At 42.4% G+C, this 14,609-nt stretch carries 12 protein-coding genes; all 12 read left to right on the top strand.

What is annotated here, in order from left to right; translation table 11 throughout:
- Nucleotides 1-7 precede the first annotated feature (7 nt).
- Nucleotides 8-499, top strand: a complete 492-nt coding sequence (locus tag ACQ86K_RS17545; RefSeq protein ID WP_431198435.1) for a 4Fe-4S dicluster domain-containing protein — start codon at nucleotides 8-10, stop codon at nucleotides 497-499.
- Between the two features lie 184 nt (nucleotides 500-683).
- Nucleotides 684-1,043, top strand: coding sequence for a Rieske (2Fe-2S) protein (locus tag ACQ86K_RS17540; protein ID WP_431198434.1), 360 nt, complete (start codon nucleotides 684-686; stop codon nucleotides 1,041-1,043).
- A gap of 34 nt (nucleotides 1,044-1,077) precedes the next feature.
- Nucleotides 1,078-1,326 (top strand): DUF6755 family protein, encoded by a 249-nt coding sequence (locus ACQ86K_RS17535; RefSeq protein WP_090527418.1) that lies wholly within the window; start codon nucleotides 1,078-1,080, stop codon nucleotides 1,324-1,326.
- Nucleotides 1,327-2,361: 1,035 nt separating this feature from the next.
- Nucleotides 2,362-5,370: a SusC/RagA family TonB-linked outer membrane protein gene (locus tag ACQ86K_RS17530; RefSeq protein ID WP_223266250.1), complete on the top strand. Its 3,009-nt coding sequence runs from the start codon at nucleotides 2,362-2,364 to the stop codon at nucleotides 5,368-5,370.
- Between the two features lie 34 nt (nucleotides 5,371-5,404).
- A complete protein-coding gene (locus tag ACQ86K_RS17525; protein WP_431198433.1) occupies nucleotides 5,405-6,913 on the top strand; it encodes a RagB/SusD family nutrient uptake outer membrane protein in 1,509 nt (502 codons plus the stop codon).
- 11 nt (nucleotides 6,914-6,924) lie between these two features.
- Entirely contained in the window at nucleotides 6,925-8,034 is a 1,110-nt protein-coding gene (locus tag ACQ86K_RS17520; RefSeq protein ID WP_091162798.1) for a discoidin domain-containing protein, read from the top strand.
- Between the two features lie 3 nt (nucleotides 8,035-8,037).
- Complete coding sequence (locus ACQ86K_RS17515; RefSeq protein WP_243771468.1) at nucleotides 8,038-9,168, top strand: DUF5007 domain-containing protein; 1,131 nt, start codon at nucleotides 8,038-8,040, stop codon at nucleotides 9,166-9,168.
- A 20-nt stretch (nucleotides 9,169-9,188) separates the two neighbouring features.
- Entirely contained in the window at nucleotides 9,189-9,947 is a 759-nt protein-coding gene (locus ACQ86K_RS17510) for a TonB-dependent receptor plug domain-containing protein (protein ID WP_431198432.1), read from the top strand.
- A complete protein-coding gene (locus ACQ86K_RS17505; RefSeq protein WP_431200882.1) occupies nucleotides 9,854-12,334 on the top strand; it encodes a SusC/RagA family TonB-linked outer membrane protein in 2,481 nt (826 codons plus the stop codon). Before ACQ86K_RS17510 ends, ACQ86K_RS17505 begins: the two co-directional genes overlap by 94 nt.
- A gap of 11 nt (nucleotides 12,335-12,345) precedes the next feature.
- Nucleotides 12,346-12,849, top strand: coding sequence for a hypothetical protein (locus tag ACQ86K_RS17500; RefSeq protein ID WP_431198431.1), 504 nt, complete (start codon nucleotides 12,346-12,348; stop codon nucleotides 12,847-12,849).
- On the top strand, nucleotides 12,777-13,868 hold the full coding sequence (locus tag ACQ86K_RS17495) for a RagB/SusD family nutrient uptake outer membrane protein (RefSeq protein WP_431200881.1): 1,092 nt from the start codon (nucleotides 12,777-12,779) through the stop codon (nucleotides 13,866-13,868). Before ACQ86K_RS17500 ends, ACQ86K_RS17495 begins: the two co-directional genes overlap by 73 nt.
- A 29-nt stretch (nucleotides 13,869-13,897) precedes the next feature.
- Nucleotides 13,898-14,503 carry a hypothetical protein gene (locus ACQ86K_RS17490; protein ID WP_431198430.1) on the top strand — a complete coding sequence of 202 codons (606 nt, stop codon included), beginning with the start codon at nucleotides 13,898-13,900 and terminating at the stop codon, nucleotides 14,501-14,503.
- Nucleotides 14,504-14,609 lie beyond the last annotated feature (106 nt).

Genomic DNA, 14,609 nt, shown 5'->3' with positions numbered 1-14,609 from the left:
CTGTGAAATGGCTTGTTCAGAGTGTGAAACAAACGGCCACGAATCTATGATCCATGTCAATTATATTGATCGCGCCGTTACCGTACAAACCACCGTGCAGGTTTGTATGCATTGTGACGATCCTGTTTGCGCTAACGTTTGTCCGGCAGATGCTATAACGAAAGATGAGTTTGGCGTAGTACACACTGCCAATACAGCACGGTGTATAGGCTGTTCAAACTGCGTAATGGCATGCCCTTTCGGCGTCCCTAAAAAAGATGGGGCCTATGACCTGATGATGAAATGTAATATGTGTTACGACAGAACCAGCGCGGGCAAAAAACCGATGTGTGCCACCGTTTGCCCAACACAGGCACTGTATTATGGTACAAGGGAAGAAATTGCAAAGATGCGCCCGAATAGCACGCCTGTTAACAATTTTATTTTCGGAAAAGAAAGTGTGAGCACCAAAGTAAACATCATGATGCCCAAAGGAAGTACTTCATTAATTATAGACTGACATTATTTATGGCCACAGATAAAAAGGATAATCACTGGAAAGAAGATTTTCCGGTCTATCAGCTTGAATCTACCCAGGTAAGCCGACGTGATTTTGCAAAATTTTTATGCCTCGTATCTGGTGGGTTGGCCGTTGGAAGCGGGTATGTTGCCATAAAAGCTAATTTTTTCCGCCGGATAAAATCGTGGGTGAACACTTTGTTTGTAAGAAGCACGAACTTCCGGTAGGAGGGACCCGCTCGTTTGTGATCAATGGCAGTACTATTCCTTATATTCTTATTCGCATGGAGAATGATGAGTTTAGGGCTTATGAACAAAAATGTACCCATTTATCCTGCGCGGTTTTTTATAAACCCGGCAGCGGAAAAATTGAATGTCCTTGTCATAATGGCTTGTTCGACGCTTTTACCGGCGAAGTGCTTGCCGGCCCACCGCCCCGACCGTTACCCCGTTTAACTGTAGTGATTAAAGGGGAAGAAGTATACGTCAAAGATTTTAAACCCGATAACGACAAACCGGATCCGAATCGTCAATCCAGATCATAAGGTCATTAGCCTTTACAAACATTATAATTAAGTTATGAGTAATTTCCGCGAAGCCCAAAATCAGGCACATCCTAATAAAACCAACACACTCATGCTGGCATTGATCATGATCCTGATATTAAATGTGAGTATCCAGGTATGGCTATTGTACACCGCGCTAAATAACGCGTTAGAAAAAAATACAGATATAGCCTTCCCATCTTTTATCGCCTCATCAATTCTTTTCCTAATCGGTTTTGGCTGGTTGTATTTTTTGCCTTCGGGCCCAAGAGTAACAAAATAAGATGATATAACCCCATTACAATAATTTTATCTTTGCCCGGTTTTTATTTAATTTTTCGGTATGCTATTCCGGCGGCTATAAATTTTTCAATCTTAATATATACATGATTGGTTTACCGGTGGATGTCCGTCTGTCCGGCCTAATATCCCCGCATTTTGATATTTCCAAAGGTGAATGATGGTCACGCCGGGAAGCGGTGTGCAGTTATAACCGATGGACTTAATTCGCAGAAAGTGAGCAAGCAATATCGAAAACAAAGAACGGAAAAGACCTATTGCCGGGGCAAGAATATGAAGTGCAGGTTGCAGTACTTAACTAAAAATGTAATTCTTACATTTTATGGCTGATTTTAATTGGTTGGAACATGATTTTTTAACATTTTATCAGGATTTTACTGGCTGCACTATTGATATTTTGTGAAAAAACCTAAAGTTTTTGTTGATTTTTTTGTCATTTTTTCAATGGAGATCGATTGTTGCTACTTGAAATAATAAAAGTTTATTATTTTTTTGATATTACTTGGTAAAACGTTTTTCTTAATTATATTTGTTAAAACCAATTGTGAAAAATACTTTATTACTTAATCGTTTAAGCTACCTGAACTGCTTGTTTTGAGATTTATGTAATTATTAAATTAACCAATATCACTGACATGAAAAACATTATTTACCTGTACCTCATCTTTCAGAAGCCTATCATCTGACGGGGTTGATCCTTCGGAAAAATCTCTTGCTGAGATTTTAGGTATCAAGAATTTTATTAATTAACCTAATCACCAAAAGTGAAAAGAACGCTTGGGTATGGTCATTTTTGATGGCAAACCTGGGGGTGTATAGCTATGCGCCGCTATCAAAAATATTCCTGCCGGTTATTTTTGATTTCTGTTCTTTTCGCTTGTAAATCAGCGCTATGGAAAAAGAATTACATTCTACTTAATCTAAAGGTGCATGTCATCTGCATAACTCGTTTGCAGGCATAAAAGCACATGGCCCGTTAAATCAAAAATTATTTTACAATCTAAAAGATCCATTCATTATGCGATACTTATGGCTGTGCTTTGTGGTTTTCGCAGCAATTGCCACAAATGCACTTACAGGCTTAGCTAAGGGGAATGAGGGCAGAAAAAGCAAAGTAAAACGTCCTTTTTATAGTAAGCCTTACGTCCGTCGGGATACAACGGCAAAAGATTCATTATTAAAAGACAGCATGAATATTATTATAAAGCATACCCTTTATAATAAGCTGGCAGATAGTGTTACCAAAAAGCCTTATGATCTATCCAAATTCCCGGCTGTTTCCCTGCAGCAATTGTTAAAAGGGCAATTTGCAGGGCTGTATATACAGGAACCTTCGGGCGAACCCGGTACCGTTCAAAATATGTTTATGAGAGGGGCGCCCATGCCGCTTCTTTCTCCAAGGGATGTTTACCAATCGCAGCCACTGGTTGTACTGGATGGTATTCCGCTTGTAACAGAACACCCATTTGCATATGATATACAGCTATATAACTATAACAGGATGGGAACAGCCACCAACCCATTTGCTGGTATTGATATGAATAATATAGCCTCGGTTGAAGTGTTAAAAGATCTGTCGGCCACGGCGGTTTATGGGCCTCGTGCTGTTAATGGTGTTATCGTTTTAACCTCTAAAACCCCTATTGCCGCTAAAAGCATCACCTTTGATTCGTATATAGGTTTGGCACAGCGGCCGCATGTAACCACTATAAACGGTAAGTATGAAAATGCTTTCAGACAGCGTTTTTACGACCTTTATACTACCAATGGCAGATACTCTGATGATGAGAACTATCCCATCTACCTGAGCGATTCATTAAACAATGTTTATAGCGGGAAATCAGACTGGAGCGATCTTTACTATCGTAATGCTGCAGTTTATGGTATTAATTTTGGAATTTCCGGGGGCACAGATCGTGCTAACTTCCGTTTCTCATTGGGGGATCTGAAGAATAATGGTGTTGCTGATGGAACAGTGCTAAACCGATATAGCGCTATGTTCAACATTAATATGAAACCTATCAAATGGCTACTTTTTTCGGCTATGGTAAATGCCAACCGGATTGAGCGGCAACGAAACAGGTATCTCCGCGACAGATTTGCCCAAATCAACTATTTCCCAGATCTCAGCGCCCCGCTACCACCAAACAAAGAATTTTATGCCGACTACCTGGCGCAGTACAAAAAAGGCTTCGATAACAACAAAACAAATATTGTTGACGGCTATGCCAAAATAGGTATCGATCTCGGAAAATTTAAATTCGTAACCACCTTCAATTTAGATTATAATGAAGGCTACCGCGATGTGTTTTATGCGCGCACGCTTTTGCAGGGCAACAGCTATGCTTCCAATTATTTTGGCTTTAGCCAAAGGATAATGGCTGATAACAGGGCAACCTATGATCTGACAGTAAATAAAGTGAACGATTTCCATTTTGAACTGGGGCAATCAACGCAATGGGACATTTATAAGTACAGCAACGCCTATGCATACAAAGGAGTGAATGACTATATTAAGATAAACCTCCTGGATTCAAACCCGAAAAACCCGGACGGGTCTGATAACCCTAACTATCTCAATTCAACAGCCTTCCCCCGCGAATTGACCTATCGTTTTCTGGATAAGATCAAGCATAACCTGGTTTCGTTTTATGCAAAAACGGATTATTCATTCAAAGAAAAATACTTTCTGTCCGCAACGGTACGTGCTGATGGATCGTCAAATGCTCAGCCTACCAGCCGGTGGTTCTATTCGCCGGTATTATCTGCAGCCTGGAACATTAAGAAGGAGGTATTAGATAATAGCACTATTATAAACGACCTTATTTTGCGTGCAAGCGCAGGGAGGATCGGCCGTCTTAATGCCTTTGACAACTATGCGCAGGGGCCTCAGTATACAGCATCGGTAGGGTATACAGGTAACTTAACCGTACCTGGCTATAACGCTTTTGGTGTGCTTACCAGGCCTTACTCTACCGGTTGGATTGGTTATGGCATACCATGGTCATATTCTAATCAGCTTAATATAGGCACAGATGCCGGTTTTCTTAATAATCGTTTGCACCTTTCGGTTGATTGGTACCTGAAACAGGAAAAGAATTTGCTGATAGGTATTCCCGCTTTTGCGGAGTATGGGTATAAGCAGTCAATTGAGAGCGGTATGGCTGTAAACAATACCGGTATAGATGTATCTGTATCTGCCAATATCATCCGGAACACAAAATTTGGATGGACATCTTCATTGAATCTAAATCATAATGTCAATAAGCTCAAAGCATTGCCAAGGGGCTTAAATCAGATCATTATTGATAACAGGCTTTTAAAGGTAGGGAGCCCGGTTGATCAGTATTGGTTACTGGTAAATGATGGCATTTATAAAGCGGAAAGCGAAGTACCCGTTGTAAATGGGCAGCCACTTAAGTACAATGGCATCGCCCTGCATGCCGGCGATCCCAGATGGCGTGATATCAATGGCGACAATGTAATCGATAATAACGATAAGGTATTAAAGGGACATTCTTTACCAAAAATTTCAGGTGGTTATGATAATAATTTCAGATACGGCAACTGGAATTTAAATGTCAATCTCTATTTCAACCTGGGGCGCGACCTTATACACCAGGAAATGGCCAACCGGTTTGATTTTATTAACCGGGAAGGTAACAGCGATGTAAACTCTGTTAAAGAGATCACATTTTGGGAAAAACGCGGAGACTATAGCAAATACCCACTGTATAACCCATGGAGTACTGTTATCCCATATCGCGTTGATCAGGACCTTTTTCTTGAAAATGCTTCATTCCTGAAATTAAGAACCGTTTCCATTGGGTATGACCTAACCAAAGCAATGCGCTTAAAGAAAATCAAGCTAACCAGGTTTTATGTATATGCCACCGCAAATAATGTGTTTACTATAACCCCTTATACCGGTCAGGATCCTGAATTGGTGAATTATGATGGCTATGATACCGGTTACGGCCTGCCTATACCACGAACATATACCCTGGGTGTAAAAATGGAATTATGATATGAAAAACGATCACAAAAATCATGTTGTAAAAATGAAAAAGACATTATGTATCGTCCTGGCCCTGTTTACTGCGGCAATAACAAGCTGTAATAAAACCCTGGATATTGATTCAACAAGGGTTGTGGGCGAAAAAAACATGTGGAATAAGCTTGAAGATGCACGTGCGGGCTTATTAGGAGTGTATGCACTTACCCGTGCAGCCTTATCTGACAACGATGGTCACTGGCTTTATGGCGATGTACGTACAGGCGAATTTATTAGTCCGAACCGGCAGGACCTGAAAGTAATTGCAAGTAATCAGCTCAACGCCTCATACCCAACTGTTGACGCCTTGAGCGACTGGACGAGATTTTACGCCATAATTAATGCTGCGAATATTTTCCTTGAACGTATTGGCGATGTAAAAGCCGCCGATAAGCGCTATACAGAAAACTATTTGATAGTTGATGTTGCCCAGGTACGTTTTTTAAGGGCCTTTACCTATTTCTATATGGTAAGGATTTGGGGAGATGTACCATTCATTACCTCATCCCACGATGGCAAGTTTGAAAATCAGCCCCGCGAAAGCGGCAGCAAAATATTAGTATGGGCGCAGCAGGAAATGCTTAAAGCCGCAGCTGATCTGCCATTTGTATACAGTAACAACGATGTGCAGCAGCCCGGCAATTACTATAATGAAGATGCTACCCGCTGGGGAGGTGCTTTAGCTACAAAGAACTCAGCTTATGCGGTCCTGGCTCATTTGGCGGCCTGGCAAGGTAATTATACCGATGTAGCTACCTATACCAAGTTTGTTGAAGATAATTATGGTAAAAGCGGCATCAATTTTCAAAGCACTGAAGATCTGACCAAATCAAACGGGTTCTTTTTCAATAAAAACACCAGCCAGATGTTTGGTTTTAACTCTGACTGGGGGCATATTGACGGGTCGGTAACAGGCCACCTGGAAGAGTTAACCCTGGCCGAACCCGTGGTGAATAAAAAAGTGCCGGATATCTACATGCCTAAAGATACTATCCTGAAAATATTTGACTTGCCAAAGGATGAGCGCTTTAGTATAGATACGCTTGGTCAGCCCCGTACCGAAAGGTACTTCACCAATATCAATGGCAAGTACCCCATTTTTAGCAAAATAAAAGTGATACTGGGGGGCGTTTCTGATCCTAACTTCCGATACTTCACCAGTGCTTTGATCTTTACAAGGATAGAGGATATCGTATTACTCCGGGCCGAGGCATTGGCTGTTTTAGGGGATGTGAACGGGGCCGAAAATGAAGTTTTTAATATCATGACCCGCCGGGGGATGGGAGATCTTACGATAGACAGCGACCAGGACATTATTGATTTGATATTTAAGGAGCGCCATCGCGAATTGATGGGAGAGGGACATCGCTGGTATGACCTGGTACGCTATAATAAAATCAAGCAAAACAACCCGGCATTCATGAAACTCATCAATTCGCAGGGGATATACTGGCCTGTTTCGCGTAAGCTCATCGCTCAAAACAATCTGTTAACCCAAAACCCATTCTGGAAATAAACTGACCATATATGAAAAAGTTAAAAAAATATATGAGTGCCTTAACGCCGGTGTTGATTGCAGCCCTGTTGCAAACTGCCTGCAAAAAGGATGGCGGCTACCATGACGCTACAGGCACCAACTCAAAATTTGCGGGTAATACTTATGAGTATTTAAAAAGCAAGCCCGGTGTATATGATTCATTACTGGCGGTAGTCAACCGGATGGGACTGCAGCAAACGCTCATGGACAGCAATGTTACCCTTTTTGCGGTTACTAATCCAAGTTTTCAGCTGGCAATTAATAACCTGAATACATTAAGAAGGCAAAGCGACAAAGATCCGCTGTTTTTGGCAAAAATTGATGGCGTGCAGTTGGACACCATGGTTTCATATTATATTATCAGGGGTAAACGTACAACTGATTCCCTGCTGCTGCAGGACGGGCTTGATCTTTTCAGCGTACGTTTCGGATATCCTATGCATGGCAAGGTTTCCAAAATATCAGCTTCCGGCCTTACCGGTGGCGGCCCGGATCTTATTGAGTTTAGCAATACCAAACGCAGCAAGTTTATCAGAAACTGGTCAACCACTACCACCGGCTCCAATAATATCAGCACCAAAAATGGTATTGTTCATGTGGTAAGTCCCGATCACATTTTCGGTTTTGATGAATTTGTATCCCGATTAACCTTTGTTCCGCCACCGCCAAACCTGATGACCCTGATAGGTGGCAAGCTTACCGTTTTGAGAGATAACAATGGCGGTCCGGATAATGGCGAAGGCTCTAAAAAAGTAATTGACGGCGACGATCATACCAAGTTCCTGGCCGAACTTCAGGGACGGTTATGGATGCAGTTTGAGCTAAATGAGCCTGCCGTATCAGGGGTGTATACGCTCACATCTGCCAATGATGCACCTGAACGAGACCCCAGGGCCTGGACTTATGAAGGCTCAAATGACGGCAAAACCTGGACGGAATTAGATCGCCGGAGTAACTTCTTCTTCGAAGAACGATACCAGACCAAAGTTTTCAGGTGCCCTAACGCCACCGCTTATAAATTCTACCGGGTGGATATTTCCGAGCTGCGTGACGGGGGCCTTTTCCAACTGGCCGAATGGACCATCAATAAAGTAAAATAAGGCATGGAAGATCAAAATATCAATACATTAAAAAAACGAAAAGAGATGCAAACATTCATAAAAATGGGATCTGTAGCTCTACTATTTGCTGCAGTCGCGCTCAGTAGTTGCAAGAAGATGTATGGCATTCCCGATGAAAAAGATTATCTGAGTTCGAATGTAAACTACAGCAATAAAGTTTTTGAACCGATTTTAGGCCGAACCACTTTAATGGGCGGGTTTAATGGAGATAACTCAACCCAGCCATTAAAGTTTGAGATCATCAACGCGCGTTTTGGTGACGGTAAGCCTGTAACAGATCTTTTTCAAAAAAGGCCAACATATGTATGGACAGCGCCCTACAACGGGCTTGAAAAGAGCCTGGCCGAGATAGAGGCAAAACGCAAGCTGGAAGATCACCCTTTATTTGAAGTGCGCTCGTCGGGCGAGTTCATTATGTGGGCTTCTTCCAATAATGAGCTGATCAAGCCCAGGCCGTCTGATAGTACCAATTTTCCGCAGGATACGCGCTATTTTGACATAAAAATAACCAACACGGGTGGCAGTACTATAATTCGCGACCTGCAGGTACGCCCATTCCGCGAGCGTCCTTATGAGCCTTCTGATGACTTTAACATTTACTCCGGCATGCCTGCGCCTCATCCCAAAACGCCATATAATCCGGCCAGCCGAAACTACATCAGGCCATTTTTAAACGGGGTAATAGGCCAGGTAACCGACATCCCGCTGCAGAGTAATGACGATAAAAAGGATGTGGTGGTTTATATCCGCCCGTTTACCGGCGGTACGGGAAATTCGTTAAGGTTTAAGTTTCTGAACAAAGACTCAGTAGAGATGAATCCGGCCCTGTTTAACGAAACTACCTGGGATAAAATAGTGCATGGCTTCAACATGCAAAAAACTACAACATATGTACAATACGATGTTGCATATCCTATTCCTTTAGTTGAAATACCAACTGTATATGCTCCCGGAGGAACCAGGGACCATGCCGAATTTAAATATTCGCGAATTGGTTTTGGCGGCAGTAGGGTAGTGGCAAGCTTCGGGATAGATTTCGCTATATACAAAAAAGGCGACTGGGAGATAGTGTTCCATTTTTTGAAGGACAATCCAAAGTTTGAAGACGAATAACCGAATTAAAACTTATCACCATGAGAAAACACATACTATTTTATATAGTGCTTGCTGTTTGCACGATCTTATTCTGCGCAGATGTTCATGCACAAGCACAAAATATAACGGTTACCGGTACGGTGGTTGAAAAAGCTACCAATAAAATTTTACCCGGTGTAAATATATATATGGGCAGTAAAGGCCTGACACAAACTGATTATAAGGGAAAGTTTACCGTTTCTGTACCGGCTAACAGCACACTTACTTTTACGTTTGTAGGTTTTGTTACGGAAAAAGTAAAACTTGAGCCCGGCCAAAAAAACATAACTGTAACGCTGACTGAAGACAAAAAGGGCCTTAATGAAGTAATTATTGTGGCCTACCAAAACAGGAATAAAGAATCATCACCAGGCGCTGCGGTTACCTTAACCCAAAAGGACATCCAGGATGTGCCGGCATCAAACGTCGAAAACCTGCTACAGGGAAAAGTAGCTGGTTTAAACGTTCAGAACAATACTGGTGCTCCAGGTTTCAGGGGTTCCGTTCAGGTGCGTGGTTTATCAGCCCTGAGTGTATCCGGTAGCGGTAGTGAATCGTTCTTGCAACCTACATCCCCCCTGTATATTATTGATGGGGTACCTTTAGATGCGGATAAGGCTGCTGAATTTGGTTTTCAAACGCAGGGGCCGGGGGTAAGCCCGTTATCATTGATCCCGATAGAGGATATCCAAAGCATACAGATCATGAAGGATGCGCAGGCAACTTCCATGTATGGATCAAGGGGGCTTATGGCGTAATCATCATAACTACCAAGCGTGGAAATTCTAAAGTACCCCGGGTAAGGTATACCGGCAACTTCTTCGTTAACGCCGTCCCACAGCTGCGTGCAACACTGGGTGGTAATTCCGAACGCCGGGCAAAAATTCAGCAGATATTATCCAATGCAACAATTATTGATGAGTTAAGGAAATTAGGGCAAACCGGGTTCCTGGCTGATAGTTTGAACGCATATTGGAACAACTCAACAAACTGGCAGTCTATTTTTTATGGTACAACGCATAACCAAAGCCATAACGTAGCCTTAGACGGAGGCAACGACCGTTTTAACTACAAAGTGAACATGGGGCTTTATTCGGAAAAAGGCGTGATCAAAAACACCGGTTTCGACAGGTATAACCTGAATATGAACATGGAGTTTAAGCCAAATGATAAATTCAGGTTCTTTGGTTCATTGTTCGGCTCGTTGGGAAGCCAGGCTAAGGGCAATGGTGTGGGCTTACTGCAACAAGGAGTGGCCTCGAACGGTCAGGCATCTACACTGCTGCCGCCTCCTTCATTTTATCTCTCACCAGATGGCGTAACATCTGCTTTACAAACCCAAAACAGTAACAGCACAAGAAATATCCGTACCAATATTGATGGTCGTTATGAGTTTATACCGGGGCTGGCACTATCCTCAAGCATCAGTTATGATTATACCTCAGATGCAGAATCAACCTTCACTCCCGCAGCTGCAAATGCTCAGTTTGCGCAGGTATATGATTATGAGGGCCGTAATTTCACATTATATAACCGTAATGCACTTACTTATGCCAAAACATTCAGCGCCGACCATACGATATTCATTAATACGTTTAATGAAATATATAAACAAGGTGGCCAAAGCGGTATCATCAGGCAAAACCGTATACCTAATGATCAATTGCAGGGGCCAGTAGGGTCGGACCCATATAACTCAAGAGGCGGAGGTGTATTGTCGAACTTTAAAAATGCAACCATCGCCTCATTTGCAGGCTCCTTTAACTACGATTATAAAAAGAAGTATGTACTGGAGTTATCATACCGCTTAGATGGTACATCCTCAAATGGCTTAGAGAATCCGTATTCCAAAAATCCTGCAGCCGGTTTCAGGTGGAATTACTACAAGGAAAACTGGTTTAAAAATTGGGATTGGCTCACTTCAGGAGGTTTAAGGTTAACTTGGGGTCAAAATATCGTACCAACTGGCAGTTTGCAAAGCATTTATGGCTTGTATAACCTTAATGGCAATTTCAACAATAATCCAACCATTGGTATTAATTATGAATTTGTGCCTAACCCGGCATTAAAGCCTACTACCACTACGCAGTACAACCTTGGGTTTGACATGACGATTTTGCAGGGTAAAGTCGACCTGACTTTTGACACTTATTACAAAAAGGTTGATAACTTACTTTTTGACCGATTTTTACCTAATAGTACAGGTTTTCAGAAAAAATCCAGCAATGACGTATCCATTGCCGATTATGGGTATGAGCTGATGCTAACGTTAAGGCCTTTAACCGGCAAGGATTTTAACTGGACGGTATCATTCAATGGCGCTATTAACCGCGATTACCTATTGAGGTTACCCGCCGAATACAACGGACAATACATCAAATTTGATTATAATAACTATCAGCACATTGTTTTCAGGGTAGGTAAAAATACATTGTCAAATTACCTGCTGGTTAACCAGGGTGTTTATTCAACCGATGGTGATGTACCGGTAGACCCTGTAACCGGTAAAAAATACCAAACCAGCGGGCTTGCCTTTAAAGGCGGCGACCCGAGGTTTAAAGATGTTAACGGCGATTACATCCTCGATGACCGGGATTATGAAATAACCGGTAACTCACAACCTTTAATTACCGGTGGTATATCGACAAATATCAACTACAAAAATTTTGGATTAAATATTTATGCCTCCTATACCGCCAAGAGAACAATATTAAATAACGCGTTATCAGACAGGTTGTCGATCATGAGAGATCCTTACGCCCTGCTGGCAGCAGTTCCATTGGACGATCTGGATATATGGCGAAAACCGGGTGATCAATCCAAGTATCCTAATCCCTATTCGTTTTCGAGGTTCAATCAGATCAGGCCACTTCGTTCCGATCAAAATTTGTGGCAGGAAGAAGGTTCATACCTAAAGATCAACACGGTTACACTATCCTACATGTTCGACAAAAAGTTTGTACGAAGGTTCGGGTTCAATAACGTTAGGGTTTATTTCTCAACCAATAACCTGGTCACATTTTCGGGATATAATGGCCCCAACCCCGAAAACGTAACTTCTCTGGGCCGGGATATATCAAGTGGGTACCCGGTACCGCGCACATATAATTTAGGTTTAAATATTGAACTCAATACAAGTAAATAAAACTCAAGATCATGAAAAAAAGTGTTATATACATTTTAGCAGCGGCAGCAAGCTTGTGTTTACCAGCCTGTAAAAAGTTTCTGAACGTACAACCCATTGATAAACTAACAGGGAATAATTTTTACCAATCGAAAGATGATGTGGTGGCCAATATTTATGATATGTCAAGAACATTTTTTGGCAAGATCAACGAGACGCATTTTATTGGTGCTACGGGCGAATATCGTTCGGGAGAGGTTTTATCTGAACCTCAGGCAGATAATGGGCCCGCACGTGCATATGTAGAGGTATTAGGCCGGAATGACCTGCTTGGGCTTATCAACGGCAATCCGCCCTGGAATTTTTACAACTTTTATCGCATTACCGACTGGACAGGCTATTACCAGGTAATACAAAGTGCCAACATCCTCATCTCGAAACTGGAAGCAGGCGTGCCCGGCGTATCAGACAGCGAAAAAAGCAGTTTGAGGGCGAAGCGGCTTTTATACGCGGGCTTGCATACTTCTTTATGGTAAGGCTTTATGGCGACGTACCTTATTATACCGATGCTTACCATTCAACAGCTTTACCGCGCGAAAACATGGTATCTGTTTTAAACAAAAACATCGCCGACCTTAAAAAATATAAGGACGGTTTGCCTTGGACTTATTCTGATCCTGCTTTAAAAGGGGTACGTGCAAGCAGGGGCAGCGTTATCGCGCTTATCATGAACATGAACATGTGGAATGCCGGTTTCGACAAACCCAATGCAACCAAGTACTACCAGGAGACTGCAGACCTTGGGCAGGAATTGATTAAGAGCAATGCTTACAGGCTGTTACCCATCAATGAATGGGCCACGGTTATCAAAGGCCGGTCGGACGAGAGTTTGTTTGAGTTTTATCGCAGTATAAACTATGGCGATCAGAACACCAATGTTGCCCCTATTGGCGATATGTTTCTGCATTATCCATATAAAAGGCCGGAATATACGCACCGTATAAGCTTTGCCTATTTCAGGGCCGAGTATATGCAAAAACTATACTCAGGTACGGCTGACAAGCGCGCTACAATCTGGTTTAACTCAGACATCTACGCCGATAACGGAAAGTTCATGATGCTGAAATTTGCTCAAAATTCATTTGCAACCGGGGAGGAGGACGCCAATCCTGACAACACCTTTATGATATTCAGGTACGCAGGTGAAATACTGCTCTGTGCAGAAGCGCTGGCGGAACTCGGTCAGGACGATCAGGCTATTGCTTTGCTGAATAAAGTAAGGGACCGGGCAGAAGCTTCGCGCTATACCGGAGGCGGGGGCCAAGACCTTAAGGATTTTATTTTCCTGGAGAGATCGCGGGAACTGATGGGCGAGGGGCACCATTACTTTGACCTGGTACGTACCCGCAGAATTATGAACAGTGAATGGTCATATAACGTATTGACGCTGGACAAATTTAACCGTGGTGCCTGGACATGGCCAATCAGCAATAACGCCCTGGCCAATAACCCCTTCATGACATTAAATATGTATTGGGTTAACGGAGGTAATTAACCTATTCCTAAAAAGTAATGATAAGAAATATGAAAAATATAATTATTGTTTTTGCCGGGTTTTTACTGGTGCTTACCGGCTGTAAACGCGATGAGTATTATAAAGACGGAGGTAAAGCTAAGGCTGATTACCCTGCCGATATGCTTCAATACCTGCAGGATAAAGCAGTACCGTTTGATACCATTGCCCAGATCGTAAAACTGGCTGGTATGGAAGAAACATTCCGCAAAAGTGATTTTACCTTTTTTGCACCAGACGATGATGTTATAAAAAGAACCATAGGTGACTACAAAACCAGGGGCTCTTTAAATCAATTTTTGTACGAGGCCGGTCGTGATACCGTGAAAAAGCTGTCGGACATCGACTCTGCCATATGGAAAAAATATCTGCAACGGTATATGTTCAAGGGGATCAACCGGCTTAAAGATTATCCGCAAATAGATTTTAACCTGCAAAATCAGTATCCCGGAGCGCTTTATTATTCATACAGCGGCGATGTGGTGAATATTGGTGTGATATATGACGACGCGAACAACATCAAATACATTGGTCCGCGTACATTGATAATCAGTTATATCTATGACATTAATAATGCGCAAAACGTGGTTTTCGGTAATAAGGTTCTCGTCATCTGATATCAAACCTACGAACGGGATAGTACATACCCTGCAATATGACGGAGCCTATTTTGGGTTTAACCGGTACGACTTTTATGAGGAAATATACTTTGCAGGCCTTCAT

It is taken from the genome of Mucilaginibacter sp. P19, assembly GCF_050632265.1.
Classification (GTDB): Bacteria; Bacteroidota; Bacteroidia; order Sphingobacteriales; family Sphingobacteriaceae; genus Mucilaginibacter; species Mucilaginibacter gossypii.
This window is presented reverse-complemented; position numbering and strand designations above follow the sequence as displayed.